Raw genomic sequence first — 25,561 nt, forward strand, 5'->3', positions numbered from 1 at the left:
CGTTTTCGACGGTCCGGTCCGCGGTGGCGCGGGGCGTACCCGGTAGGTTGCGGGCATGGTGGACGCGGCGGCCGACAGGGTCGTGGAGATCTGGACCGACGGGGCGTGCAGCGGCAACCCGGGCCCGGGCGGCTGGGGTGCCCTGCTGCGCTACGGCACCCACGAGCGGGAGTTGTGCGGCGGGGAGGCGACGCCGACCACCAACAACCGGATGGAGCTGATGGCCGCGATCCGGGCGTTGGAGAGCCTGACCCGGCCGGTGACCGTGCGACTGCACACCGACAGCACGTACGTGCGCAACGGCATCACCGGCTGGCTGGCGGGTTGGAAGCGCAACGGCTGGTTGACGGCGGCGAAGCAGCCGGTCAAGAACGCCGACCTGTGGCAGCGGCTGGAGGCGGCCTGCGCCCGGCACGAGATGACCTGGCTGTGGGTGAAGGGGCACAACGGCCATCCCGAGAACGAGCGGGCTGACGCCCTGGCCAACCGGGGGATGACCGAGGCCCGGACGGTGACCGCGACCCGGTGAGGCCACGCGGTCTTGTGTCGATCTACATCGATAGGTAGCGTTTCGGATCGATTGCATCACTCACAGTTGTCACGGGAGGTGTCCGCGTGACCGCGACCGCCGCTACCGACCTGCCCCTCTGGCCGCCGACCAACCCCGACCACGGCCCGTTCGCCCTGCTCGACGAGGAGGAGCGGGGTCGCCTGGACGAGCCCGTGACCCGGGTCCGGCTGCCGACCGGCACCACCGCCTGGCTCGTCACCCGGCACGCCGACGTGCGTCAGCTGCTGCGCCACCCCGCCTTCAGCGCCAATTTCGAGAAGCCGGGATTCCCGCTGGTGCGTCCGTTGCCGCTCCAGTCCGAGCTGGACCGTCAGGGCGGCTTCATCCGGATGGACGGCGACGCGCACACCCGGCTGCGCCGGATGCTCACCGCCGAGTTCATGATCAAGAATGTCCGGCGGATCGAGCCGCTGATCCAGCAGACCGTCGACGAGGCCCTCGACGGCCTCCAGGCCGCCGGCCCGCCCGCTGACCTGGTCGAGGCGTTCGCCCTGCCGGTGCCCTCGATGGTGATCTGCCACCTGCTCGGCGTCCCGTACGCCGACCACGGCTTCTTCCAGGCCCGCAGCCGTACCCTGCTCGACCGCACCGCGCCCGTGGAGCGGGTCCGCACCGAGGTCCGGGAGCTGCGGGAATACCTGCGCGAGCTGGTCCTCGCCCGGCACGCCGACGCGGACGCCGCCACCGACCTGATCAGCCGGCTGGTCCGCGACCGGGTGGCCACCGGCGAGCTCTCCGTCGACGAGCTGGTCGGCATGGCGCTGCTGCTGCTCGTCGCCGGCCACGAGACCACGGCCAACATGATCGGCCTGAGCACCCTGCTGCTGCTGCGCGAGCCGGGAGGTCTCGACGCGCTGCGCGAGCACCCGGACCGGGCCCCCGCGTTGGTCGAGGAGCTGCTGCGCTACCTCAGCGTGGTCCGCACCGGCCTGCCCAGGCTGGCTGTGGAGGACGTCGAGATCGGCGGCCGGCTGATCCGGGCGGGGGAGGGCGCGATCGCCGTGCTGTCGCTGGCCAACCGCGACCCGGAGGTCTTCGGCGCCGCCGACGAGTTCGATCCCTACCAGCAGGCGCACCAGCACCTGGCGTTCGGCTTCGGGGTGCACCAGTGCATCGGCCAGCCGTTGGCCCGCGCCGAGCTGCGGATCGCCCTGGTCGAGCTGGCCCGCCGCTTCCCCGGCCTGCGCACCACCGCGACGCCGGAGCAGGTCTCCACCCGCGAGACGTCGATCGTGTTCGGCCTCAACAGCCTCCCGGTGACGTGGTGACCGGGGGCGGCACGATGCGGATCGAGGTGGACCGGGACCGCTGCTGCGGGTCGGGCAACTGCGTGCTCGCCGCGCCCGAGGTCTTCGACCAGGACGAGGCCGACGGCCTGGTGCTCCTGCTCCGTCCCACACCGCCGCCGGAGTCGGCCGACCGGATCCGCCGAGCCGCCGACCTCTGCCCGGCCGGCGCCATCCACCTCACCTGACCCCGGTGATCAAGAGGTTTGCGTCAGCCCCGTAGCCCCCGGCCGACGCAAACTTCTTGATCACCGGGCGCTGCGGCGGCGGGGGCGCCGGGGTGGGGGTGGGGTCAGGTTTCGCGGGAGGGATCGGTGGTGCCGGAGACGGCGTCGACGTCGTAACCGGCGCGGCTGGTCTCCCGTGCCGGGCGGGCGTTCTCGGCCGGCAGGTCGGCGAAGTCGTCCCCGGTGTCCTCGGTCGTGCGCAGCGAGTCGCCCGGCGGTCGTAGAGACGCCTCGTAGGCGGTCGCGCCGTCGGGTTCATCGCTGCTGGCTCGGTCGAAGCGTTCCTCACTGGTCATGCCGCAGTCCTGCCCGCCCCGGCCGCCGACAAACGTTCCCCGGCGGCCCGCACCGGCGCGGCCCGCCCGTCGCGGGGCCACGGTGTTCGGTGGCGGCGGTGTTTCAGCCATGCTGTCCCGGTCGGCGTCGCGCGTCCGGTGGCCGCCCGCTCAGGTGGCTTCCACCGGCCGGCACTTCGCACTGTTCAACGCCCCAAGAACGACGCCACGGCCGGGGCGGCTCCGCTTCGCCTTCGGCCCGGCTCGTCACCTGCGGTGCCCGCCGGCCGCCGGGCTGCCGCCGTTGCGGTGGGGCCTGCGGGGCTGCCGGGGCGCGGCGGGTCGGCGGACCGGGGTGACCGGCAGGGACCAGTGCGCCGGCCGGGTCAGCGCCGGCGGCAGCCCGGTCCGGTGGTCGCCGCGGGCCGCGTCGGCCTGCGACTGGTGCAGGAACAGGGCGCGCCGCAAATCCGCCCCGCGCAGGTCGGCGCCGCGCAGGTCCGCGCCGGTGAGGTCGGCGAGGGTGAGGTCCACGTCGCGCAGGTCCGCGCCGAGCAGGACGGCGCCGCGTAGGTTCGCCCCGACCAGGTCGACCCGCCGCAGGTCGGCGGCGACCAGTACGGCCCCCCGGCGGTCGAGCCCGGCCCGGTCGCCCCGGGCCAGCTCGCCGGCCCGGGACAGCAGCGGATTCACCCGCCCCCGGTGCGCGTCGACGTCCAGCCCGAGCAGTTCCTGCGGGCTGCCGGCCGTGAGCCGCCGGGTCTGCGTCAACGCGACGCCCAACTCCTCGCGCAGCGGGCCGGGCGGGGTCAGCGCGACCGCCTCGGTCAGGTACCACAGCAGCTCGTGCAGCGGACGCATGACCGCGAACGTGTCGAACATCCGCGCCGCGGTGTCCGGGGCGGACCGCCAGTCGCGGCCGGCGAAGGTGACCTGGGCGACCTGCTGCCCGGCCCCGAAGCAGTCGAAGACGGTGCACCCGGGGAAGCCCCTGTCCCGCAGGTCCCGGTGGATGCCGCAACGGAAGTCGCCGCCCAGGTTCGGGCAGGGCCGCCCGGCCGGCTTGTCGACGGCGAAGTCCGCCGACGCGGCGAAGGCGGGCGCCACGCAGCACAGCCCGAAGCACCGGGAGCAGTCCGCCCGCAGGTCGCCGCCGCCGGTGGACGGTGACGGTGCGGGCTGGGGCGTTCCGGACACGGTGGCGTTCTCCTACAGGGCGAGGCGCCGGGGCGGGTCCCCCGGGTTCCCCCATTGTCCCGCCGGCTCCCATGACCACGGGCCGGGGGTGCCGCCGGGCACGCTGTCTCCCGGGCCGGCCGACGGGGCAGGTGTGGCCGGCCGCGGGGCGGGTAGCCGCCCACCCATGGAGCTGGTCGAGGAGTCGCCGTTCCGGTTCCGGATCGACCGGCGCGACCCGATGCGGGTGCCCGGCGTCGTCTTCGCCTCCCGGGCGCTGCTTCCCGACGTCGGCTCGGACCGGTCCCTGGAGCAGGTGGCGAACGTCGCCACCCTGCCCGGCATCGTCGGCGCCTCGTACGCGATGCCCGACGTGCACTGGGGGTACGGCTTCCCGATCGGCGGCGTCGCCGCCGCCGGCGGGGTGGTCTCCCCGGGCGGCGTCGGTTTCGACATCTCCTGCGGGGTGCGGCTGCTCGCCACCGACCTGGACCGGGCCGACCTGCCCCGGCTGCGCGACGCGCTGATGGACGGCCTCGACGCGGCGGTCCCGCGCGGCATGGGCCGGGGCGCGGTGTGGAAGCTGGCCGACCCGGCCGAGCTGGACGCGGTGCTGCGCGGCGGCTCCCGGTACGCCGTCGAACGCGGCCACGGCGTGCCGCGTGACCTGGACCGGTGCGAGGATTTCGGCGCGGTCGCCGACGCCGACCCTGCCCAGGTCAGCGAGCGGGCCGCGCAGCGCGGCCAGGGGCAGGTCGGCAGCCTCGGCTCGGGCAACCACTTCCTGGAGGTGCAGGCGGTCGACGCGGTGCACGACGAGCCGGTGGCGGCGGCGTTCGGGCTGCGCGCCGGCCAGGTCGTCGTGATGATCCACTGCGGGTCGCGCGGGTTGGGCCACCAGATCTGCACCGACCACGTCCGGGCGATGGAACAGACGATGCCCCGGCACGGCATCGAGGTGCCGGACCGGCAGCTCGCCTGCGCCCCGGTCGACTCCGCGCAGGGGCGGGCCTACCTCGGGGCGATGGCCGCCGCCGCGAACTACGCCCGGGCCAACCGGCAGCTGCTCACCTCCGCCGCCCGCCGGGTGTTCCGGCGGGTCGCCGGCAGCGGGCTCGACCTGGTGTACGACATCTCGCACAACCTCGCCAAAATCGAGACGCACGGGGTGGACGGCGTCGACCGGCGGCTCTGCGTGCACCGCAAGGGCGCCACCCGCGCCCTGCCGCCCGGGCATCCTGACCTCCCCGCCGACCTGCGCGCCGCCGGCCAGCCGGTGCTCATCCCCGGCTCGATGGGCACCGCCTCGTACGTGCTCACCGGGGTGGCCGGCGCCCCGGCGTTCGCGTCCACCTGCCACGGCGCGGGCCGGGTCCGCAGCCGCAGCCAGGCCATGAAGACGGTACGGGGGCAGGAGCTGCGCCGGGAGCTGGAGGCCCGGGGCATCGCCGTGCGCGGGGCGTCCTGGCGAGGGCTGGCCGAGGAGACGCCGGAGGCGTACAAGGACGTCACGGCCGTGGTGGACGTCGCCGAGGGGGCAGGGCTGTGCCGCCGGGTGGCCCGGCTGGTGCCGCTGGGCGTGGTCAAGGGCTGAACCCGAGGGGCGTCCCGCGCCCCGGGTCACACGTCCAGGGTCACCGCGCAGGACCAGCCCACCTCGTCCCGACCGAAGCGCAGCCCGTGCAACGACACGGCCTTCGGCACCGCACCGACCGGCTCCGCCCCGTCGGCGGCCACCACCCGCCAGCGCACCCGCAGGCCACCGCCGGGGTCGGCGGTCACGTTCGCCGCGACCGGCAGCACCCCCTCGGTCTCCAGCCGGAAGATCACCTCGTCGAGGACGCCCACCAGCAGGTCCCCGTCGTCGCCTGCCGGGACGTCGAACGTCACCTCGGCGCCCTCGCCCGCGCCGGCGGTGTCGGCGAAGGTCTCCACCATCGCCGACACCGCCTCGGCCACGCAGCCCTCCCGGTCCGGCGCCCAGGCCTCGATCCGCACGTCGGCGGTGTGCGGCACGGCCCGGTGGCCCCGCCCCGGTCCTCGTTCCATGCCCCGATCATCCGGGCCCCGGCGGCACTCCGCCGGGAAACCCGGGTCCGCCCGTCAGGCCGCCGTGGGCGTCCGGCGGACCTCCTGCACCAGCCACCCGTTGCCGTCGGGGTCGCTGAACGACAGGTAGGAGGCGTAGTCGCGTCGCTGCGGATCCGGGCCGGGGACCCGCACCCCGCCCTCCTCGAAGTGGAAGATCTCGCTCGCCGGCAGCCCGCGCGCCAGCAGTTCCTCGCGCGCCACGTCGAGGTCGGTCACCACCAGGTGCAGGCCGCCGACGCCGCCCGCGCCGTCCGGGTCACGCATCAGCGCGATCGAACACGCCGACCCCGGTGGGGTGAGCTGCACGACCCGGAAGTCCTCGCCGGAGCGGATGTCGATGTCCAGCTGGAACCCGGCGCGCTCCCGGTAGAACTCCTTGGCCCGGTCCACGTCGGACACCGGCACCACGACGAGTTCGAGCGTGAAGTCCATGTTCCAGCCCCCTGGCCTCGACGAGCGGTTCTGTCCGGTACGACGGCGGGTCCGGCCGCCGAGCCCTCAGGACATCGACGATCTCGTCTGCCCTTCTGACGAATCGTGCCGGCTCGGGTGCGGCTGCGGCACCCCCGGTCGGCCGTACCCGGGTCAGCCGTCGAACCCGACCACGCCGCCCTGGCGGGCCGCGCGACGCCCCGCCCGCCTCCCGGGCCGGCCGGGGACGGCTCAGCCGGCCGGGGGCACCGCGCCCCGGTAGACGCTGGTGAGCCAGACGTCGAGCAGGACGTCCACCACGTCCCGCTCCGCCACGGCCGGCCCGTCGGCGGCGAAGGTGGCGTACCAGACCCGCTCGTTCATCGAGGTCAGCGCGATCGCCAGGTCCCTGGCCGGTAGGCCGTCCGGGGCCGCGCCGCGCCGTCGCTCCGCCGTCACGGCGGCCTCGACGGCCTGCACCCAGCGTTCCAGCACCGCGGCCCACAGCCGGCGTACCTCGGCGTTGGTGCCGCGCACCTCGGCGCAGGCCCGCACCACCGCGCGGTGCGCGCCGAACGTCTCGTGGAACCGGTGGATCAGCTCCCGCCACCGGGCCCGCGGGTCCTCGGCCAGCCGGACCAGCACGTCACCGGCGGCCGCGTCGGCCTCCTCGGTGACCCGGTCCAGCAGGGTGAGCAGCACCGCGTCCTTGGACGGGAAGTAGAAGTAGAACGTCGGCCGGGAGATGCCCGCGCCCCGGGCCAGGTCGTCGACGGAGATCTCGCCGAAGGGCCGCTGGGCGAGCAGGCGCTCGGCGGTGGCCAGGATGGCCAGCTGCCGGTCGTCCCCGGTCGAGCGGGCCGCCCGCCGGCCCCGCGCCCCGGTGCCGCGTCCGGGCGTACGGGCGGGGGCGGTCATGAGCGCAGATGCTACTACCTCGACACCGTGTTGATTCCACTCGACACGGTGTTGACCGACGTCGACGGTGCTGGATAGGGTCCGATCCACCACCCTGCGACGGGAGACGCGCGATGGCCCCCGAGCACGTCGACGTGTTGATCGTCGGCGCCGGCCTCTCCGGTGTCGGCGCCGCCTGCCACCTGCGCCGCAACCGCCCCGACAAGACGTACGCGGTGTTGGAGGCGCGCGGCGCGATCGGCGGCACCTGGGACCTGTTCCGCTACCCGGGCATCCGGTCGGACTCGGACATGTTCACCCTCGGCTACTCGTTCAAGCCGTGGACGAACCCGGTGGCCATCGCCGACGGCGACTCGATCCGCGACTACGTCCGCGAGACGGCCCGCGAGTACGGCGTCGACGAGCACATCCGCTTCCACCACCGGGTGCTCGCCGCCGAGTGGGACAGCGCGACCGCCCGCTGGACGGTGCGCGCCCACCGCGACGACACCGGCGAGGACGTCACCCTCACCTGCGGGTTCCTGTTCACCTGCTCCGGTTACTACCGCTACGACACCGGCTACACCCCGGACCTTCCTGGCGCGCGGGCGTACACGGGGCGGCTGGTGCACCCGCAGCACTGGCCCGCCGACCTCGACCACACCGGCAAACGGGTGGTGGTGATCGGCAGTGGCGCGACCGCGGTGACCCTGGTGCCGGCCCTGGCCGAGCGGGCCGCCCACGTCACCATGCTCCAGCGCTCACCGACGTACGTGGTCGCGTTGCCCTCGCGCGACGCCCTCGCCGACGCGCTGCGCCGCTTCCTGTCCCCGAAGGTCGCGTACCCGGTGGTGCGGTGGAAGAACGTGCTGTTCGGCACGGCCACCTTCCAGCTCAGCCGCCGCGCCCCGAGGCTGGTGAAGCGGTTCCTGCGGCGCGCGGCGCAGGGGCGGCTGCCCGCCGGCTACGACGTCGACCGGCACTTCTCGCCCCGCTACGACCCGTGGGACCAGCGGCTGTGCGTGGTCCCCGACGGCGACCTGTTCACCGCCCTCGGGCAGGGCCGGGCCTCGATGGTCACCGACCGGGTCGAGACCCTCACCGCCACCGGCCTGCGCCTCGCCTCCGGGGCGGAGCTGACCGCCGACGTCGTGGTCACCGCCACCGGCCTCAACCTGCTCGTCCTCGGCGGCATGACGATCACCGTGGACGGCGAGCGGGTCGACCTCGCGCGGACGGTGGCGTACAAGGGCATGATGCTCTCCGGCGTGCCGAACTTCGCGTTGACCATCGGCTACACCAACGCCTCCTGGACGCTCAAGGCCGACCTCGTGGCCACCTACGTCTGCCGGCTGCTCACCCACCTCGACGCCACCGGTCAGCAGGTCGTCACCCCGCTCGCCCCCGCCTCGGGCGACCTGGAGCCGCTCATCGACCTGAAGTCCGGGTACGTGCTGCGCAGCGTCGACGCGCTGCCCAAGCAGGGCGCGGCGGCGCCGTGGCGGCTGCACCAGAACTACGCCCGGGACGTGCTGCTGATGCGGCACGGCCGGCTCACCGACTCCGGGGTGCGGTTCTCCCGCGCGGGAGAGGCGGCCACCACCGACCGGCGGGATCCCGCCGGCACCCCCGCCGGCTGACCGTCCCCGCCGACCGAGCAGAGGAGACCGACGTGCGCAGGTTCGACTTCGCGGGCGGGACGGCCGTGGTCACCGGGGCGGCCAGCGGCATCGGCGAGGCCCTCGCCCACGGCCTGGCCCGGCGCGGCGCCGACCTGGTCCTGCTCGACCGGGACGCCGACCGGCTCGCCGCCGTGGTGGCCGCGATCCGCGCCGACCACCCCGACCGGCCGGTCACCACCCACCTGGTGGACCTCGCCGACGCCGCCGCGACCACCGCGGTGGCCGAGGAGATCCGCCGGAGCCGTCCCCGCGTGCGGCTGCTGATCAACAACGCCGGCGTCGCCCTCGGCGGCCGGTTCGACCAGGTCACCCTCGACGAGTTCGGCTGGGTGATCGACGTCAACTTCCGGGCCGTGGTGCGGCTGACCCACGCCCTGCTGCCAGCACTGAAGGCCGAGCCCGGCGCCCACCTGGTCAACGTGTCCAGCCTGTTCGGGCTCATCGCCCCCGCCGGGCAGACCGCGTACGCGGCGAGCAAGTTCGCCGTCCGCGGCTTCACCGAGGCGCTGCGCCACGAGCTGGTCGACGACGGCATCGGGGTGACCTCCGTGCACCCCGGCGGCATCCGCACCCGCATCGCGCAGAGCGCCCGGGTCGGCAGCGGCGTGCCCGCCGAGGAGTTCGAGGCCGGCCGCCGGCAGTTCGAGAAGCTGCTCTCCATCGACCCCGCCGTCGCCGCCGAGGTCATCCTGCGGGGCGTCGAGCGCCGCCGGGGCCGGGTGCTGATCGGCTGGTCGGCGAAGCTGCCGGACCTGCTGGCCCGGCTCGCCCCCGCCTCGTACGGGCGGGTCCTCGCCCTCGCCCTCAACCGCGCCCCCCGGCCGGCCGCCGCGCCTGCGACGCCCGCGCCCCACCGGCCAGCCGGGCCGCCCACCGCCCCGGCGCCGGCGGACGGCCCGGGGCAGCCGGCGTGACCGGGCCGGACGGCAGGAAGGGGCAACCGGCGTGACCGGGCCGACCGACACGACCCTCACCGTCCGGGGCAGGACGGTCCGCTGCCGGGTGACCGGGCAGGGCCCACCGGTGGTGCTGCTGCACGGCATCGGCCGCACCCTCGCCGACTTCGCCGACCAGCACGACCTGCTCGCCCGCGACCACCGGGTGGTCAGCCTCGACCTGGCCGGGCACGGCGGCTCCGCGCCGCTGGACGAGCCGCACACCCTGCCGGCGCTGGCCCGGGCCACCGCCGACTGCCTCGACGCCCTCGGCGTCGACCGCCCCGCCCACCTGGCCGGCAACTCCCTCGGCGGGGCGGTCGCGATGCGGCTGGCCGCCGACGACCCGACCCGCGCGGCCAGCCTGGTCCTGGTCAACAGCGCCGGCTTCGGCGCGGAGGTGACGATCGCCCTGCGCCTGCTGGCGCTGCGACCGCTCGGCCGGCTGCTGCTGCGGCCGAGCCGGGCCGTGGTCCGGCGCACCGAGCGGGCTCTGTTCCACGACCGGCGGCACGTCACCGCGGCGCGCCTCGCCGAGGCCCTCGCGGTGGCCCGCCGACCGCACGCCGCCCGGGTGATGCTGGAGCTCGCCGGCAGCCTCGGCACGATCCGCGGCGTCGCCCCCGGGTGGCGCGCCGAACTGCTCGACGCCGTGGCCCGGCTGGACCTGCCCATCCTGGTGATCTGGGGCGACCGCGACCTGATCCTGCCCGCCGTGCACCTCGACGCCGCCCGCGCCCGGCTGCCCCGGGCCCGCGCCCACCTGTTCGCCGACACCGGCCACCTGCCCCAGATCGAGCGGGCCGAGGAGTTCCACCGGCTGGTCACCGGCTTCTGGGCCGAGCACCCTGCGCGCGGCTGAGGGCGGTCAGGGCGGGCTGCCGCCGCGCTTGTCCTCCTGGGCCAGCACCGCCTCCCGCACCTGCGGGTCCTCGCGCTCGGCCAGTTCCGCGGCGAGCCGCGGGTCGCCGGCCAGCCGCCCCCGGTTGCGGTGCAGGAAGGCGTCGAACCCCCCGGTGTACGGGCAGGCCAGGTCGCCGAGCACGGTGTCCGGCCGGTACCGGCAGCCGCCGCAGTAGTCGCTGAGCTCGTCGATGTACCGGCCGTCGACCGCGTAGGGGCGGGTGTCCACCCGGCCCAGGTCGGCGTACCGGCTCATGCCGACCACCGTCGCGTTCATCACCCAGTCGGCGCCGTCGACGAAGCACCCCCTGAACCAGTCCGCCAGCTCCGCCGGCCGCCAGCCGCGCTGCAACGCGTAGTTGCCGAGCACCAGCAGCCGCTGCGAGTGGTGCGCCCAGGCCCGGTCCCGCACCCCGGCCAGCACGTCGGCCAGGCAGCGCGCCTCGACCGCGTCGGCGTCCAGGTCGGCGAACCAGCGGGGCAGCGGCTCGGTCGCGGCCAGCCAGTTGCCGTCCCGGAACGCGGGCTCGAAGTACCAGTAGAGCTGCCAGAGGAACTCCCGCCAGCCGAGCAGCCCCCGGATGAACGGCTCCACCGCCGACAGCGACGCGGCCCCGTCGCGCCACGCCCCTTCGGCCGCCCGGATCGCCTCCGCCGGGTCGAGCAGCCCCAGGTTGAACGACGACGACAGCACGCTGTGCGCCAGCATCGGGTCGTCGGCGCTCATCACCTTCTGGTAGCGGCCGTGGTCGGGCAGCCGGTGCCGGACGAAGTGCCGCAGCCGGGCATCGGCCTCGGCGTGCGTGGCGGGGTAGCTGCGCGGCCCGTCCCGGCCGACGAACCGCATCCCCTCCTTCTCCCACCGGTCCAGATCCTCGCGTACCTCCGCGTCGATCTCGTCCTCCACGATCGGCGGGGGAGCGGGGGCGACCGTGCCGCCGGAGTGCCGGGGCCGGCGCGGCACCCGCCCCGGCGGGCCGTCCAGCACGCGGTGCTCACGGCGGGCCCAGCGGTAGAACTCGGCCATCCGCAACGGCCCTCGCCGGTACGCGTCCGCCCAGGCGGTGAAGTCGTCGCGGCTGGTGAGGAAGCCCCGGGGTGGCAGGATCGTCAGCCCCGGCACGGAACGGGCGAAGGCCAACCCCGCCCGCGACGGCGGGTGGAGCACCTCGAGGGGCCCGTCGACCCGGGCCAGTGCCTCCCGGAACGTCCCGGCCCGCACCAGCAGCGCCCGGTCGCCCAGCTCTGCGGCCCGGTGACGCAGCGCGGACAGGATCAGGTGGGCCCTCTGCCGGTGCAGGGGACGGCGACGGAACAGATCCCGGGCCTCCACGAGCAGCACCGGCTGCGCCCTGTCGTCGAGGAAGTGCGGCCCGAGTTGATCGGCGAGCAGCCACCGGCGCGAAGACATGCGTCGATTCTGCCCAGTGCGGCGGGGCGTCGCCCGCCGTGCCGGCGTGTCCCGTGGGTGGCGCACGCCACAGCGTCACCTCCCTCGTCAGGTGGCGAACGGGCACGGCGGCGCGACCCCGGGCCGGCAGCCGGCGGTGATGCCGCCGAGGCCCACCCGCGGGCCCTGGCGTCCCGGTCCGCACCCCGTGGCCCGGGCCACGTCCGGACAGCCCGCGCCCCGGCCAACAGGGGGTGCGACGCACCATGAGGACATGACGCATCCCAGCCCGGCGGCGCGCGCCGCCGTCCCCTCCGCCACGGAGCGGGCGTACCGGCACCCGTGAGCGTCGCCGCCACCGCCGTCCCGACCGTCGTGCCCCGCCGCTCCGCCGCGCTGGTCTGGGCGGTGGCCCTCAGCGCGTACATGGCGGCGGTGTTCCACCGCAGTTCCCTCGGCGTCACCGGGGTCGACGCCGCGCACCGCTTCGACATCAGCGCCTCCACCCTGGCCATCTTCACCGTCGCCCAGCTCGCCGTGTACGCGGCCATGCAGGTGCCGGTGGGGGTGCTGCTCGACCGGTTCGGCTCCCGCCGGCTGCTGATCGCCGGCGGGGTGCTGATGGTCGCCGGCCAGCTCTGCTTCGCGGTGGCCACCGACGTCGGGCTCGCCGTCGCCGCCCGGGTGCTGGTCGGCCTCGCGACGCGATGACTTTCATCAGCGTGCTGCGCATCGTCGCGTTCTGGTTCCCCGGCCGACGCAACCCGATGCTGGTGCAGCTCACCTGCACCCTCGGCCAGTTCGGTGCGATCCTCGGCGCCGTGCCGCTGGTCGCCCTGCTGCACCGCGCCGGCTGGACCCCGGCGTTCCTGGTCGCCGCCGCGCTCGGCGCGACCGTGCTCACCATGGTCGTCGCGGCCGTCCGGGACACCCCGCACCGCGAGCACGCCGCCGCGCCCGCCCCCGACCTGGCCACCGTACGCCGGGAACTGGCCGCCGCCTGGGCCCAGCCCGGCACCCGACTGGGCCTGTGGACGCACTTCGTCACCCAGTTCTCCGGCTCGGTGTTCGCGCTGCTGTGGGGGTACCCGTTCCTCGTGCAGGGGCAGGGGATGTCGCCCACCGCCGCGGCGTCCCTGCTCACCCTGATGACCCTGTCCGGACTGCTGGCCGGGCCGCTGATCGCCCACCTGTGCGCCCGGCACCCGTTCCGCCGCTCGGTGCTGGTGCTCACCGTCACCGCGGCCACCGCCGCGATCTGGGCGGTGGTGCTGGCCTGGCCTGGCCGCGCCCCGGGCTGGCTGCTGGTCGTCCTGGTCGTGGTGCTGGCCGCCAACGGTCCGGGCTCGGCCATCGGCTTCGACTACGCGCGCACCTTCAACCCGGCCAGCCGGATCAGCAGCGCCACCGGCATCGTCAACGTGGGCGGCTTCGCCGCCTCGATCGTCCTGGTGCTGGCCGTCGGGGTCGTGCTGGACCTGGCCACCCCCGCCGGCCACGCCGCGCCGGATCTGGCCGCCTTCCGGTGGGCCTTCGCCGTGCAGTACGTCCTGTGGGCGCTCGGCGCGGTCCAGGTGCTGCGCTACCGCAACGCCGCCCGCCGCCACCTCGCCGACCTCGCCCGCGACGCCGCCCCGGTCACGCCGCCCGCGCCGGCCCATCGACTCGCGTGAGCGCCCCGCGGCCCCGGCCGTGGTAAGCGTCGGGCGTTGCTGGGCTCGACGTGGTGATCGGCGGTAGTTTCGCCGGGAAGCGCGATCGACGTGGCGTACCCGCCCGGTGGCGCTCTCCGTCGTCGGCCCGCCCACCGCGGGCCGCCGGCATCGACAGCGGTGGAGCAGGAGGAGAACGTGAGCCAGGAAGTCCGGGGAGTCATTTCACGGCGCAAGGGCGCACCGGTCGAGGTCACCACGATCGTGGTGCCCGACCCGGGGCCCGGCGAGGCGGTGGTCCGCGTCCAGTCCTGCGGGGTCTGCCACACCGACCTGCACTACCGCGAGGGCGGGATCAACGACGAGTACCCGTTCCTGCTCGGCCACGAGGCGGCCGGCATCGTCGAACAGGTGGGCGAGGGCGTCACCGGCGTCGCGCCGGGCGACTTCGTGGTGCTCAACTGGAGGGCCGTCTGCGGGGTCTGCCGCGCCTGCCGGCGGGGCCGGCCGTGGTACTGCTTCGCCACCCACAACGCCGCCCGGAAGATGACCCTCACCGACGGCACCGAGCTGTCGCCGGCCCTGGGCATCGGGGCCTTCGCCGAGAAGACCCTCGTCCACGCCGGACAGTGCACCAAGGTCAACCCGGCGGCCCGGCCCGCCGCCGTGGGCCTGCTCGGCTGCGGGGTGATGGCCGGCCTCGGCGCGGCGATGAACACCGGTGGGGTCACCCGCGGCGACTCCGTGGCCGTCATCGGCTGCGGCGGGGTCGGCGACGCCGCCGTCGCCGGCGCGGCTCTGGCCGGGGCGACGACGATCATCGCCGTGGACACCGACTCCCGCAAGCTCGACTGGGCCCGCAAGTTCGGCGCCACCCACACGGTCAACGCCTCGGAGGACGACCCGGTCGAGGCGATCCGCGCCGCCACCGGCGGCTTCGGCGCCGACGTCGTCATCGACGCCGTCGGCCGGCCGGAGACCTGGAAGCAGGCGTTCCACGCCCGTGACCTCGCCGGGACGGTCGTGCTGGTCGGCGTGCCGACCCCCGAGATGACCGTCGACGTGCCGCTGCTGGACGTCTTCGGCCGCGGGGGCGCGCTCAAGTCGAGCTGGTACGGCGACTGTCTGCCCAGCCGCGACTTCCCCCTGCTCACCGACCTCTACCTGCAGGGCCGGCTCGACCTGGACGCGTTCGTCACCGAGGAGATCGCCCTGGACCAGGTCGAGGAGGCGTTCACCCGGATGCACCAGGGCGACGTGCTGCGCTCTGTGGTGGTCTTCCCGTGACCGTTCGCGTCGACCACACCGTCACCTCCGGCACGTTCTCCCTCGACGGGCAGACCTTCGACGTCGACAACAACGTCTGGGTGGTCGGCGACGACAGCGAGTGCCTCGTCGTCGACGCCCCGCACGACGTCGACGCGATCCTGCGCGCCGTCGGCCAGCGCCGCGTGGTGGCGATCGTGGCCACCCACGCCCACGACGACCACGTCCGGGTGGCCCCGGAGCTGTCCCGCGCCACCGGTGCGCCGGTGCTGCTGCACCCCGACGACCGGGTGCTGTGGGACCTGGTGCATCCCGACACGGCCCCCGACGGGGAGCTGCGTGACGGGGCCACGATCGAGGTGGCCGGCACCGGCCTGCGGGTGCTGCACACCCCCGGCCACAGTCCCGGCGCGTGCAGCCTGTACGCCCCGCAGCTCGGTGTGGTCTTCACCGGTGACACCCTCTTCGCCGGCGGACCGGGCGCCACCGGCCGCTCGTACAGCGACTTCGGCACCATCGTCGACTCGATTCGTACCCGGCTGCTCACCCTGCCGCCGGAGACGGTCGTACACACCGGCCACGGCGACAGCACCACCGTCGCCGCCGAGGCCCCACACCTCGACGAGTGGATCGCCCGGGGGCACTGACCCATCCGCCGCCCCGGCCAGCGTGCCGGCCGGGGCGGGCCGGTCACCGGGGCGGGCGCATCACCCCTGGCGTCGCGGCCGCGCTGGTCGACACCGGATCGGCGGCCGACGAGTTGACCCGGTGCATGTTCGTCCGGTTCGGGGTGCCGCGCGCCCGGTGACCGCCTGCGTCCGGGGTCGACCGATTCTGGGCGTGACCGGGGTCCTAGCCCGGGCCGCTGCCCCGCATATCCGGAATGACGGACACGTGGGGCTGGTTGTGTCCCCCGTACCGCCCGCCGGTAAACCCCTGTGCGGAGCGGTTCCCCCGAGGGGCGCTCAACCCGGAGCGCGTCGCAACGATCGAAAGGGCAACCATCGTGAAGGTTGACTTCACTCGATGGCTCCCGGCCATCGCGAAGACCACCGACCGGATCCAGGCCATCGCGAAGACCCCGAACCGCAGGACCGTCCTGAGCATCGCCGGCGTCGCCGTCCTCGGCGGCCTGGCGTTCGGCCCCATGGCCGGCGCCGCCCCGGTCACCGCCGGCCCGCACGCCGGTGCGGTGGCCGCGATCGGCCTGGCCACCGGCAAGAGCCGCGAGGGCGCCACCGTCGAATCCGCGCTGACCACCGGCGAGAGCATCAGCAAGACCACGTCGGCCGAGCAGCCGGACCTGGACGAACTGATCCCGCACGGCCTCGAGGGCGCCCAGTCGCGCATTCCCCTCGACGACGCGCAGCTGGAGAACGCCGAGGCGATCATCAAAGCAGCCAAGGAGACCGGCGTCGGCGAGCGGGGCGCGGTGATCGGTGTGGCCACCTCGCTGCAGGAGTCGAAGCTGTACAACCTCGGCCACCTGGGGGCGAACAACGACCACGACTCGCAGGGCCTGTTCCAGCAGCGCCCGTCGTCGGGGTGGGGCTCGCCCGACGAGATCACCGACCCCGACTACGCCTCCAAGGCGTTCTTCGACGCCCTGAAGAACGTGGGCCGTTGGAACGACCTGCCGCTGACCGCCGCCGCGCAGACGGTGCAGGTGTCGGCGTACCCGTACGCGTACGCGCAGTGGGAGGAGCAGGCTGCGGACGTCGTCCAGCAGCTCTGGTGACGGAATCCTGACCCGGCCCCGCCCCGCCCCGCCCCGCCTCACGCCACCACCCATGCACCCCGCCCCTTGTCCCTTTCCCCCCTTTTGCGACCCGCCGACCGATTCCGCCAGGTGCCCAGCGGCGGTGATCAAGAGGTTTACGTCAGGTTTGCGCCCCGAACCCGCCGCAAACTTCTTGATCACCGGGCAAAGGGCGGTGCGGGGGTGGGTGGGGTTGGGGGTTTTGGGGGGTTTGGGGGGTTTGGGGGTGTGGCCGGGGGTATCCGGTCGGCGGAACATCGGGCGGGGCGGGGTCGTTACACATGGCAGACGATCGAGTAGCGCACGCCGCTGCTGAGCTGCCCGGACCCCGTGACCCCCGCCGGGGAATGAGGGTCGGCCGCCGGTCGTTACACCTGGACCCGCCACCAGCACCCCCCGGTGCAGTGAGCCAGGACTGATCTTTTGGGCGCCTCGACGTGGTGCTCACACCCCTGTCCCTTCCCCCGGGACGGTGTGTGTCGACCCCCGATTGGAGTCACCCCCATGAACACGATCATGCGTAAGAGCGTTCTCGGTATCGCCGGTCTGGCCTTCGCCGGTGGCATCTTCGCCGGCCCGGCCACGGCCCACGCCACCCCCACCACCGAGTCGACCCCGACCGCCGTCGCCGTGCAGGCCGACAAGCCCGGCGTCGACAAGGGCAAGCTGATTCCCCACGGTGTGCAGGGCAAGCAGTCCCGCATCGACCTCGGCGGCGAGCAGACCGCCAACGTGAAGGCGATCATCGCCGCGACGAAGAAGGCCGGCCTCGACGAGCGGGCCGCCGTGATCTCCATCGGCACGTCCCTGCAGGAGTCGAAGCTGGAGAACCTGGGCCACCTGGGCGACCGCAACGACCACGACTCGCAGGGTCTGTTCCAGCAGCGTCCGACCTCCGGGTGGGGTACGCCGGAGCAGATCACCGACCCCGAGTACTCGACCCTGGCGTTCCTGAAGGGGTTGAAGCAGGTTGACGGGTGGCAGGACATGCCGCTGACCGAGGCCGCGCAGACCGTCCAGGTGTCCGCCTACCCCGACGCGTACGCGCAGTGGGAACAGCAGGCCGCCGACCTCGTCACCCAGCACTGGAACAGCTGACACCCAGCACACCACCGCACCACCGCTGGCCGGTCCCCGACACCCCGGGGACCGGCCAGCGGCGTTCGCGCCGGCGACCCCGTCGGGTTAACTGGACGGGTGGACGAGTCGATCTGGAATTCGGTACGGGCGTCGCGGGGCTGGTTGGACACCGCCAACGGCACCGGGGACGCGGAGCTGACCTGCCGGATCCTCAAGCTGACCGAGGAGGCTGGCGAAGCTGCCGGGGCGTGGATCGGGGTGCTGGGCCAGAACCCGCGCAAGGGGGTGACGCACAGCCGCGAGGACGTCGCGGCCGAGCTGGCCGACGTGGCGTTCACCGCCCTGGTGGCCATCGAGAGCCTCGGCCTCGACCCGCAGTCGTTGCTGCACGCCTGCGCCGCCAAGGTCCGCGCCCGCACGGGCACCGACTGACCGCCTCCGGGTGCGACGCGCGGCGGTGTCCGCCCGCGTACCGGCGACGGTCGGCGAGTGAGGTGGATTACCCGGGACGGGTGGAACAGCCCGTGGGGTGGGTAGGTTGTAGCCAGTGTCGGTGTGCTCAGTGTCCCCGGGCCTCACCTGAATTGCCTTCGCGGAATACCGTCCGGCTGGAGCCGCGTCGCGCCACGCGCCGAGAGGCGACCTGCACACCGACACCGAACCGCCCCCGGCCCACCGGCCGGGGGCGGTTTCGCGTCCCCGGCCGGTGGGCACCCCGTACGCCGTGGGCCCTGCTCGCCCCGGTACGCCCCCGGTTGGCACGGGGGCTGGCCGTCCTCACTCCGGTCAAACCGCCCGGGCCGGGGCCCCCAGGGCGGAAAAGATCCGGCCCGGGGACACAACCCGGCCCGGCCTGACCTATGTTCAGGAGGTCAGCGTCCACCGACCCGGGGGAGGGGGTGAGCCAAGATGGGTCTGCGGACCTTCATCCAGGGCTGGCCGGTCTACCGGCAGCTCACCGGCACCGACCCGCTCGGCCGGGGCGCGGCGGCCCAGTCGGCCCGCTCGGCGGCGCTGACCGCCCGCACCGAGACCGCCGACAGCGTGGCCCGGTCGGTCTGCCCGTACTGCGCGGTCGGCTGCGGCCAGCGGGTCTTCGTCACCGACGGCCGGGTCACCCAGATCGAGGGGGACCCGGACAGCCCGATCTCCCGCGGCCGGCTCTGCCCGAAGGGCTCGGCCAGCAAGTCGCTGGTCACCAGCCCGCTGCGGCAGACCACCGTCCGCTACCGCCGGCCGTATGCGACCGAGTGGGAGGACCTGGACCTCGAGACCGCCGTCGACATGATCGCCGACCGGATCCTCGCCGCCCGCGAGGAGACCTGGGAGGACGTCGACGACGCCGGCCGGCCGCTGAACCGCACGCTGGGCATCTCCAGCCTGGGCGGGGCGACGCTGGACAACGAGGAGAACTACCTCATCAAGAAGCTGTTCACGGCGATGGGGGCGCTCCAGATCGAGAACCAGGCCCGTATTTGACACTCCTCCACCGTCCCCGGTCTGGGGACCAGCTTCGGTCGCGGCGGCGCGACGGACTTCCAGCAGGACCTGGTCAACGCTGACGTCATCGTCATCCAGGGTTCCAACATGGCGGAGGCCCACCCGGTGGGCTTCCAGTGGGTGATGGAGGCCAAGAAGCGCGGCGCCAAGGTCTTCCACGTCGACCCCCGGTTCACCCGGACCAGCGCGGTCGCCGACACGTACCTGCCGATCCGGGCGGGCACCGACATCGCGCTGCTCGGCGGCGTGGTGCGGTACATCCTGGAGAACGAGCTGGACTTCCGGGAGTACGTGCTGGCGTACACCAACGCCGCGACGATCGTCAGCGAACAGTTCGTCGACACCGAGGACCTGGATGGCCTCTTCTCCGGCTACAACACCGAGACCAACTCGTACGACCAGGCGAGCTGGCGGTACGAGGGCCAGCAGCGCAGCTCCGAGAGCGATGACACCGGGAAGGAACGGGACAGCGCGGTCGGCCTGCGGCACGAGTCGCACGGCGTGCCCACGTCGGGGCGGACCCGGCGGGACGAGACGTTGCAGCACCCGCGCTGCGTCTACCAGATCCTGCGGCGGCACTTCTCCCGGTACACCCCGGAGATGGTGGAGCGGATCTGTGGGATCCCGCAGGAGAAGTTCCTCGAGCTGGCCCGCGCCTGGACGGAGAACTCCGGCCGGGAGCGCACCGGCGCGCTGGTCTACTCGGTGGGCTGGACGCAGCACAGCGTCGGCGTGCAGTACATCCGCACCGGCGCGATCATCCAGACCCTGCTGGGCAACATGGGCCGGCCGGGCGGCGGCATCCTGGCGCTGCGCGGGCACGCCAGCATCCAGGGCTCGACCGACATCCCGACCCTGTTCAACCTGCTGCCCGGCTACCTGCCGATGCCGCACCACGCCGACCACGAAACCTTCGACGACTGGGTGGGCAGCATCAGTCACCCCGGCCAGAAGGGCTTCTGGGGCAACTCCCGGGCGTTCGCGGCGAGCCTGCTCAAGGCGTACTGGGGCGACGCGGCGACGCCGGACAACGACTTCTGCTACGGGTACCTGCCCCGGATGACCGGCGACCACGGCACGTACCAGCAGGTGCTCAAGATGATCGACGGCGGGATCAAGGGATACTTCCTGCTCGGCCAGAATCCGGCCGTCGGCTCCGCGCACGGAAAGGCCCAGCGGCTCGGCATGGCCAACCTCGACTGGCTGGTCGTGCGGGACCTGTTCCTGATCGAGAGCGCCACGTTCTGGAAGAACAGCCCCGAGGTGGCCACCGGCGAGATCGTGCCGCAGGAGTGCCGCACGGAGGTGTTCTTCCTGCCCGCCGCGTCGCACGTGGAGAAGGAGGGCACCTTCACCCAGACCCAGCGGCTGCTCCAGTGGCGGGAGAAGGCCGTCGACGCGCCGGGCGACGCCCGCTCCGAACTGTGGTTCTTCTACCACCTGGGCCGGAAGCTGCGGGAGAGGCTGGCCGACTCCCCCCACCCGCGCGACCGGGCGCTGCTCGACCTGACCTGGGACTATCCGACCCATGGTGACCTGGCCGAGCCCAGCGCCGAGGCGGTGCTACGCGAGATCAACGGCTACGACACGGCCTCCGGCCGGCCGCTGTCCGCGTTCACCGAGGCGCGCGACGACGGCTCCACCGCGATCGGCTGTTGGATCTACACCGGCGTGTACGCCGACGGCGTCAACCAGGCCGCCCGGCGCAAGTCCCGGCACGAGCAGGACTGGGTGGCCGCCGAGTGGGGTTGGGCGTGGCCGGCGAACCGCCGCACCCTGTACAACCGCGCCTCCGCCGACCCGCAGGGCCGGCCGTGGAGCGAACGTAAGCGCTACGTCTGGTGGGACCCGGAGAAGGCGGAGTGGACCGGCTACGACGTGCCGGACTTCGAGAGGACCAAGCCGCCGACGTACCGTCCGCCGGAGGGCACCTCGGGGCCGGAGGGGATCGCCGGCGACGACCCGTTCGTCATGCAGAGCGACGGCAAGGCCTGGCTGTACGCCCCGAGCGGGGTGCTCGACGGCCCGCTGCCGACGCACTACGAGCCGGCCGAGTCCCCGATGCGCAACCCGATGTACGGCCAGCAGGCCAACCCGGCCCGCAAGGTCTACGAGCACCCGGTGAACCTGATGAACCCGAGCCCGCCAGAGGCGCACAGCAACGTCTTCCCCTACGTGTTCACGGTCAGCCGGCTCACCGAGCACCACACGGCCGGCGGGATGAGCCGCACGGTGCGGCCCCTGGCGGAGTTGCAGCCGGAGATGTTCGTGGAGGTGTCCCCGGAGTTGGCCGCCGAGGCCGGGCTGTCCCACCTGGGCTGGGCGCACCTGGTCACCGGCCGGGCGGCGATCGAGGCGAAGGTGCTGGTCACCGACCGGCTCACCCCGCTGCGGGTGGACGGGCGGATCATCCACCAGCTCTGGCTGCCGTACCATTTCGGCACCGAGGGGCTGGTCACCGGCGACTCGGCCAACGACCTGTTCGGCATCACCCTGGACCCGAACGTGCTGATCCAGGAGAGCAAGGTCGGCACCTGCGACGTGCGGCCCGGCCGGCGGCCCACCGGGCCGGCCCTGCTCGACCTGGTCGCCGGCTACCGGCGGCGGGCCGGGATGACCGTGGACCGGAGGATCCCGTTGGTCACCACCGACGCGGTGGGCGGCGACGACGCGGCCGGCAGCACGGACCAGCGCTCGCCGGGGGCGTCGGCGGGCGAGAAGAGAGGCGAGGATGCCTGACGCCAACAGCTTCTACGGGCCGCTGGACCCGGCCCCGGACGCCGGCTGGACCGACGCCCGCCCCCGGATGGGCTTCTTCACCGACACCAGCGTCTGCATCGGCTGCAAGGCGTGCGAGGTGGCCTGCAAGGAGTGGAACGACGTGCCGGGCTCCGGGCTGGACCTGCTCGGCATGTCGTACGACAACACCGGCGCGCTGACCGCGAACTCGTGGCGGCACGTGGCATTCGTCGAGCAGCCCCGCCCGGCCGGGCACCGCACCCCGCCGTTCGCCGGCAACCCGACCGCCGCGCCGGCCAGCGCCACGTCGGCGGCCGTGGCCGCCGGGACGACCACCGACACCGGCACGGAACCCGGGGTCCCGGCGGGCGATCCGGCCGCCGCCGCCCGGATGGCCGCCGGGCCCGAGTTCCTCGGCATGCCCGGCGCCCAGCCGCCCGGCCGGGCCACCGGCGTGGCCGAGCGCACCGACTTCCGCTGGCTGATGATGTCGGACGTGTGCAAGCACTGCACCCATGCCGCCTGCCTGGACGTCTGCCCCACCGGGTCGCTGTTCCGCACCGAGTTCGGCACCGTCGTGGTGCAGGAGGACATCTGCAACGGCTGCGGCTACTGCATCTCCGCCTGCCCGTACGGGGTGATCGACCAGCGCAAGGGCGACGGCCGGGCGTGGAAGTGCACCCTGTGCTACGACCGGCTCGGCGCCGGTAACACCCCGGCGTGCGCGCAGGCCTGCCCCACCGAGTCCATCGTGTACGGCCCGCTGGACGAGCTGCGGGAGCGGGCCGCCCAGCGGGTGGCCGCCCTGCACGAGCGGGGGGTGCCGGAGGCCCAGCTCTACGGCCACGACCCCACCGACGGCGTCGGCGGCGACGGCGCGTTCTTCCTGCTCCTCGACGCCCCCGAGGTGTACGGGCTGCCCCCGGACCCGGTGGTCACCACCCGGGACCTGCCCCGGATGTGGAAGCGCGCCGGGCTGGCCGCCCTGACCATGGCGGCGGCTGCCGTCGTCGCGTTCGTCGGAGGTTCCTCGTGAGCCCGCACCGCCCCCCGGTGGGTGACCGGTTCCGCCGCTTCCTGGGCCGCCTCGACGGCACCGGCCGGCCCGGCGAGGTCCCCGCCGGGCCGGGGGAGGAGTTCAGCGCCGGCTCCGGGCCCGGCGCGCCGCACACGGCCGCAGGGGGCCGGGCCGTCAGGCGCACCCCCGACCAGCCCCGCTCGACGGCCCCCGTGGAGCGGCGGCGGCGCGGCGGCGGCCGGCGCGGCGGCGGGGAACAGCTCAGTGTCCCGCCGGCCGAGTTCACCTCCTACTACGGCCGGCCTGTGCTCAAGCCACCGGTGTGGAAGTGGGACATCGCGGCGTACCTGTTCACCGGCGGGCTGGCTGCGGGCTCGTCGCTGCTGGCCGCCGGCGGCCAGCTCACCGGCCGGCCGGCGCTGCGCCGGGCCGGCCGGATCGCCTCGCTGGCCGCGGTGAGCGCCAGCGCGTACTTCCTCGTCAACGACCTGGGCCGGCCGGGCCGGTTCCACCACATGCTGCGGGTGGCGAAGGTGACCTCCCCGATGTCGGTGGGCACCTGGATCCTCACCGCGTTCGGCCCCGCCGCCGGGATCGCCGCCGTCGCCGAGGCCGCGCCGTGGCTGCCCGAGCGGGGCGTGCTCGGGCTGGGCCGCCGGTTGCTGCCCCCGGTCGGGCAGGCCGCCGGGCTGGTCGCCGCCGCGACCGCGCCGGCCCTGGCCACGTACACCGGGGTGCTGCTGGCCGGCACGGCCGTGCCGTCGTGGCACGAGGCGTACCCGGAACTGCCGATCATCTTCGCGGGCAGCGCCCTGGCCAGCGGCGCCGGCGTGGGCCTGCTCGCCGCGCCCCGCGACCAGGCCGGCCCGGCCCGGCGGATGGCGGTGGCCGGCGCGGCCCTGGAGCTGTGGGGCTCGCACCGGGTGGAGCACCGGCTCGGCCTGCTCAGCGAGCCCTACCGCATCGGCACCCCCGGGCGGCTGCTGCGCGCCGGCCGGGTGTTGACCGCGGCCGGGGTGGCCGGGGCGCTCGTCGGCCGGCGCAGCCGCGTGCTGTCCGGGCTCTCCGGCGCGGCCCTGCTCGCCGCGTCGGTGGCCACCCGGTTCGGGATCTTCCACGGCGGTGTCGCCTCCGCCCGCGATCCGAAGTACACGGTCGTCCCGCAGCGCGAACGGCTACGCCGCCGCGAGGCGGAGCGGCCCGCCGTCGAGGGCTGAGGTCACCTCCCGGAGGACGCTGAGGCCCTTCCCCCACGGCCGGGTGGGCTCTGTGATCAAATAGCCGGCGGAGGCGTTCAGGCGGCTGGTGCCCCTCCCGGTCTTCAAAACCGGTGTGGTCCGGTACCCGGGCCAGGCGGGTTCGATTCCCGTCCGTCTCCGCCAGGCAGCCCTAGGAGAGGACGCGATGCGCGACGCCGATCCACGGCGGCGGGTGCCGCGCACGGATGTCCTGCTGGCCGACCCGCGGCTGGCCGCGGCCGTCGCCACGCTCGGCCGCGGCCGGGTCAAGGCCGCGATTGTCGCCGCCCAGGAGCGCGCCCGCCGCGGCGAGATCACCCCCGAGCGGGTACGCGACGCCGCGCTCGCCGCCCTGCCCGCGCCGGCCCCTCGGGTGGTGCTCAACGCCACCGGCGTCGTGCTGCACACCAACCTCGGCCGGGCGGCGCTCTCCGCCGCTGCCGTGGACGCCCTCGTGGCCGCCGCCGGGCACACCGACGTGGAGTTGGACCTGGCCACCGGCCGGCGGGCCCGGCGCGGCCGGGACGCCCTCGCCGCGCTCGCCGCCGCCGTGCCCGACGCGGGCGCCGTGCACGTGGTCAACAACGGCGCCGCCGCCCTGGTCCTCGCCGCCACCGCCCTCGCCGCCGGCCGGGAGATCGTGGTCAGCCGGGGCGAGCTGGTGGAGATCGGTGACGGGTTCCGCCTGCCGGAACTGCTGGCCAGCACCGGCGCCCGGCTGCGCGAGGTGGGCACCACCAACCGCACCAGCCTGGCCGACTACGCCGCCGCGGTCGGCCCCGACACCGGCTTCGTGCTCAAGGTCCACCCGTCGAACTTCGTGGTCACCGGGTTCACCAGCGCCGTCGGCGTCGACCGGTTGGCCACCCTCGGCGTGCCGGTGGTCGCCGACATCGGCTCCGGGCTGCTCGCCGGGGACCCGCTGCTGCCCGCCGAGCCGGACGCGGCCAGCACCCTGCGGGCCGGCGCCCACCTTGTCACCGCCAGCGGCGACAAGCTGCTCGGCGGCCCCCAGGCCGGGCTGCTGCTCGGCGAGGCCGACCTGGTCGAGCGGCTGCGCCGGCACCCGCTCGCCCGCGCCCTGCGGGTCGACAAGCTGACCCTGGCGGCCCTCGCGGCCACCCTGCACACCCCGGACACTCCCACCCGGGCCGCGCTGCACGCCGACCCGGCGGCCCTGCGGCAGCGCACCGAAGGGCTTCGCGACCGGCTGGCCGCCGACGGCTGCAAGGCCGAGGTGGTGCCCGCCGCCGCCGTGGTCGGCGGGGGTGGCGCGCCGGGCGTCGAGCTGGGCTCGTGGGCCCTGGCCCTGCCCGAGCGGTACGCGGGGCCGCTGCGCGCCGGCACGCCCGCGGTGCTCGGCCGGGTGGCCCAGGGGCGGCTGCTGCTGGACCTGCGCTGCGTCCCCGCCGCCGCCGACGACGCGCTGCGCGTGGCGGTCCTGACCGTGCCCGTGGACGCCTGA

At 74.5% G+C, this 25,561-nt stretch carries 24 protein-coding genes and 1 tRNA gene; 19 read left to right on the forward strand and 6 right to left on the reverse strand.

Features of this window, described 5'->3' with window-relative positions; genetic code table 11:
- The first annotated feature begins 55 nt into the window (after positions 1-55).
- The 3 genes from rnhA to OG617_RS30690 all read left to right on the forward strand — a co-directional run bounded on the left by rnhA (position 56) and on the right by OG617_RS30690 (position 2,045).
- Positions 56-529, forward strand: a complete 474-nt coding sequence (gene rnhA / locus OG617_RS30680) for a ribonuclease HI (RefSeq protein ID WP_405096385.1) — start codon at positions 56-58, stop codon at positions 527-529.
- Between the two features lie 86 nt (positions 530-615).
- Positions 616-1,839 (forward strand): cytochrome P450, encoded by a 1,224-nt coding sequence (locus OG617_RS30685; protein WP_405096386.1) that lies wholly within the window; start codon positions 616-618, stop codon positions 1,837-1,839.
- Positions 1,840-1,853: 14 nt separating this feature from the next.
- Positions 1,854-2,045 carry a ferredoxin gene (locus tag OG617_RS30690; RefSeq protein ID WP_405096387.1) on the forward strand — a complete coding sequence of 64 codons (192 nt, stop codon included), beginning with the start codon at positions 1,854-1,856 and terminating at the stop codon, positions 2,043-2,045.
- 104 nt (positions 2,046-2,149) lie between these two features.
- Here OG617_RS30690 and OG617_RS30695 read toward each other — a convergent pair whose 3' ends face one another.
- Positions 2,150-2,380, reverse strand: a complete 231-nt coding sequence (locus OG617_RS30695) for a hypothetical protein (RefSeq protein WP_396685854.1) — start codon at positions 2,378-2,380, stop codon at positions 2,150-2,152.
- A gap of 246 nt (positions 2,381-2,626) precedes the next feature.
- Entirely contained in the window at positions 2,627-3,556 is a 930-nt protein-coding gene (locus OG617_RS30700) for a pentapeptide repeat-containing protein (RefSeq protein WP_405096388.1), read from the reverse strand.
- A gap of 166 nt (positions 3,557-3,722) precedes the next feature.
- Here OG617_RS30700 and OG617_RS30705 point away from each other — a divergent pair, with 166 nt between their 5' ends.
- Positions 3,723-5,129 carry an RtcB family protein gene (locus OG617_RS30705; RefSeq protein WP_405096389.1) on the forward strand — a complete coding sequence of 469 codons (1,407 nt, stop codon included), beginning with the start codon at positions 3,723-3,725 and terminating at the stop codon, positions 5,127-5,129.
- A gap of 26 nt (positions 5,130-5,155) precedes the next feature.
- On the opposite strand, the gene OG617_RS30710 is transcribed toward OG617_RS30705, so the two are convergent.
- The 3 genes from OG617_RS30710 to OG617_RS30720 form a co-directional block, all read right to left on the reverse strand.
- A complete protein-coding gene (locus OG617_RS30710) occupies positions 5,156-5,584 on the reverse strand; it encodes an archease (RefSeq protein WP_405096390.1) in 429 nt (142 codons plus the stop codon).
- A gap of 54 nt (positions 5,585-5,638) precedes the next feature.
- Positions 5,639-6,058 carry a VOC family protein gene (locus tag OG617_RS30715; RefSeq protein WP_405096391.1) on the reverse strand — a complete coding sequence of 140 codons (420 nt, stop codon included), beginning with the start codon at positions 6,056-6,058 and terminating at the stop codon, positions 5,639-5,641.
- 231 nt (positions 6,059-6,289) lie between these two features.
- A complete protein-coding gene (locus OG617_RS30720; RefSeq protein ID WP_405096392.1) occupies positions 6,290-6,955 on the reverse strand; it encodes a TetR/AcrR family transcriptional regulator in 666 nt (221 codons plus the stop codon).
- A 113-nt stretch (positions 6,956-7,068) separates the two neighbouring features.
- Between OG617_RS30720 and OG617_RS30725 the strand changes: the two genes are divergently transcribed.
- From OG617_RS30725 to OG617_RS30735, 3 genes are read left to right on the forward strand one after another with little or no spacing between them, the layout of a single operon-like run.
- Positions 7,069-8,574, forward strand: a complete 1,506-nt coding sequence (locus OG617_RS30725; RefSeq protein WP_405096393.1) for a flavin-containing monooxygenase — start codon at positions 7,069-7,071, stop codon at positions 8,572-8,574.
- A 32-nt stretch (positions 8,575-8,606) separates the two neighbouring features.
- On the forward strand, positions 8,607-9,530 hold the full coding sequence (locus tag OG617_RS30730) for an SDR family NAD(P)-dependent oxidoreductase (protein ID WP_405096394.1): 924 nt from the start codon (positions 8,607-8,609) through the stop codon (positions 9,528-9,530).
- A 31-nt stretch (positions 9,531-9,561) separates the two neighbouring features.
- Positions 9,562-10,413, forward strand: coding sequence for an alpha/beta fold hydrolase (locus tag OG617_RS30735; RefSeq protein WP_405096395.1), 852 nt, complete (start codon positions 9,562-9,564; stop codon positions 10,411-10,413).
- 6 nt (positions 10,414-10,419) lie between these two features.
- On the opposite strand, the gene OG617_RS30740 is transcribed toward OG617_RS30735, so the two are convergent.
- Positions 10,420-11,865: a cryptochrome/photolyase family protein gene (locus OG617_RS30740; RefSeq protein WP_405096396.1), complete on the reverse strand. Its 1,446-nt coding sequence runs from the start codon at positions 11,863-11,865 to the stop codon at positions 10,420-10,422.
- A gap of 321 nt (positions 11,866-12,186) precedes the next feature.
- Here OG617_RS30740 and OG617_RS30745 point away from each other — a divergent pair, with 321 nt between their 5' ends.
- The 12 genes from OG617_RS30745 to selA all read left to right on the forward strand — a co-directional run bounded on the left by OG617_RS30745 (position 12,187) and on the right by selA (position 25,561).
- Positions 12,187-12,555, forward strand: a complete 369-nt coding sequence (locus OG617_RS30745) for an MFS transporter (RefSeq protein WP_405096397.1) — start codon at positions 12,187-12,189, stop codon at positions 12,553-12,555.
- Positions 12,552-13,517: a nitrate/nitrite transporter gene (locus OG617_RS30750; RefSeq protein ID WP_405096398.1), complete on the forward strand. Its 966-nt coding sequence runs from the start codon at positions 12,552-12,554 to the stop codon at positions 13,515-13,517. The genes OG617_RS30745 and OG617_RS30750 overlap by 4 nt, the downstream gene beginning before the upstream one ends.
- A 177-nt stretch (positions 13,518-13,694) precedes the next feature.
- Positions 13,695-14,783 (forward strand): S-(hydroxymethyl)mycothiol dehydrogenase, encoded by a 1,089-nt coding sequence (locus tag OG617_RS30755; RefSeq protein ID WP_405096399.1) that lies wholly within the window; start codon positions 13,695-13,697, stop codon positions 14,781-14,783.
- Entirely contained in the window at positions 14,780-15,409 is a 630-nt protein-coding gene (locus OG617_RS30760; protein ID WP_405096400.1) for an MBL fold metallo-hydrolase, read from the forward strand. The genes OG617_RS30755 and OG617_RS30760 overlap by 4 nt, the downstream gene beginning before the upstream one ends.
- 359 nt (positions 15,410-15,768) lie before the next feature.
- The gene (locus OG617_RS30765; RefSeq protein ID WP_405096401.1) at positions 15,769-16,500 is read left to right on the forward strand and encodes a hypothetical protein; all 732 of its coding nucleotides are present in this window, start codon (positions 15,769-15,771) and stop codon (positions 16,498-16,500) included.
- A gap of 525 nt (positions 16,501-17,025) precedes the next feature.
- Positions 17,026-17,619 carry a hypothetical protein gene (locus OG617_RS30770; protein ID WP_405096402.1) on the forward strand — a complete coding sequence of 198 codons (594 nt, stop codon included), beginning with the start codon at positions 17,026-17,028 and terminating at the stop codon, positions 17,617-17,619.
- A 99-nt stretch (positions 17,620-17,718) separates the two neighbouring features.
- Positions 17,719-18,033, forward strand: coding sequence for a MazG-like family protein (locus OG617_RS30775; protein ID WP_405096403.1), 315 nt, complete (start codon positions 17,719-17,721; stop codon positions 18,031-18,033).
- Positions 18,034-18,510: 477 nt separating this feature from the next.
- Positions 18,511-21,840, forward strand: coding sequence for a formate dehydrogenase (gene fdh / locus OG617_RS30780; protein WP_405096404.1), 3,330 nt, complete (start codon positions 18,511-18,513; stop codon positions 21,838-21,840).
- Positions 21,833-22,876 (forward strand): 4Fe-4S dicluster domain-containing protein, encoded by a 1,044-nt coding sequence (locus OG617_RS30785; protein WP_405096405.1) that lies wholly within the window; start codon positions 21,833-21,835, stop codon positions 22,874-22,876. The genes fdh and OG617_RS30785 overlap by 8 nt, the downstream gene beginning before the upstream one ends.
- The gene (nrfD, locus tag OG617_RS30790; RefSeq protein WP_405096406.1) at positions 22,873-24,075 is read left to right on the forward strand and encodes an NrfD/PsrC family molybdoenzyme membrane anchor subunit; all 1,203 of its coding nucleotides are present in this window, start codon (positions 22,873-22,875) and stop codon (positions 24,073-24,075) included. Before OG617_RS30785 ends, nrfD begins: the two co-directional genes overlap by 4 nt.
- Before the next feature lie 69 nt (positions 24,076-24,144).
- A tRNA-Sec gene (locus OG617_RS30795) sits at positions 24,145-24,240 on the forward strand.
- 22 nt (positions 24,241-24,262) lie between these two features.
- Positions 24,263-25,561, forward strand: a complete 1,299-nt coding sequence (selA, locus tag OG617_RS30800) for an L-seryl-tRNA(Sec) selenium transferase (protein ID WP_405096407.1) — start codon at positions 24,263-24,265, stop codon at positions 25,559-25,561.

Origin of the sequence: Micromonospora sp. NBC_01412, from assembly GCF_045040215.1 — a bacterium.
Lineage (GTDB): Bacteria > Actinomycetota > Actinomycetes > Mycobacteriales > Micromonosporaceae > Micromonospora > Micromonospora rubida.

Excerpts from the sequence above, each read along its gene's own strand:
- rnhA (WP_405096385.1), top strand. The coding sequence starts at position 56 with ATGGTGGACGCGGCGGCCGACAGGGTCGTGGAGATCTGGACCGACGGG.
- OG617_RS30690 (WP_405096387.1), top strand. The coding sequence starts at position 1,854 with ATGCGGATCGAGGTGGACCGGGACCGCTGCTGCGGGTCGGGCAACTGC.
- OG617_RS30695 (WP_396685854.1), bottom strand. The coding sequence starts at position 2,380 with ATGACCAGTGAGGAACGCTTCGACCGAGCCAGCAGCGATGAACCCGAC.
- OG617_RS30705 (WP_405096389.1), top strand. The coding sequence starts at position 3,723 with ATGGAGCTGGTCGAGGAGTCGCCGTTCCGGTTCCGGATCGACCGGCGC.
- OG617_RS30710 (WP_405096390.1), bottom strand. The coding sequence starts at position 5,584 with ATGGAACGAGGACCGGGGCGGGGCCACCGGGCCGTGCCGCACACCGCC.
- OG617_RS30715 (WP_405096391.1), bottom strand. The coding sequence starts at position 6,058 with ATGGACTTCACGCTCGAACTCGTCGTGGTGCCGGTGTCCGACGTGGAC.
- OG617_RS30720 (WP_405096392.1), bottom strand. The coding sequence starts at position 6,955 with ATGACCGCCCCCGCCCGTACGCCCGGACGCGGCACCGGGGCGCGGGGC.
- OG617_RS30725 (WP_405096393.1), top strand. The coding sequence starts at position 7,069 with ATGGCCCCCGAGCACGTCGACGTGTTGATCGTCGGCGCCGGCCTCTCC.
- OG617_RS30740 (WP_405096396.1), bottom strand. The coding sequence starts at position 11,865 with ATGTCTTCGCGCCGGTGGCTGCTCGCCGATCAACTCGGGCCGCACTTC.
- OG617_RS30750 (WP_405096398.1), top strand. The coding sequence starts at position 12,552 with ATGACTTTCATCAGCGTGCTGCGCATCGTCGCGTTCTGGTTCCCCGGC.
- OG617_RS30770 (WP_405096402.1), top strand. The coding sequence starts at position 17,026 with ATGAACACGATCATGCGTAAGAGCGTTCTCGGTATCGCCGGTCTGGCC.
- OG617_RS30785 (WP_405096405.1), top strand. The coding sequence starts at position 21,833 with ATGCCTGACGCCAACAGCTTCTACGGGCCGCTGGACCCGGCCCCGGAC.
- selA (WP_405096407.1), top strand. The coding sequence starts at position 24,263 with ATGCGCGACGCCGATCCACGGCGGCGGGTGCCGCGCACGGATGTCCTG.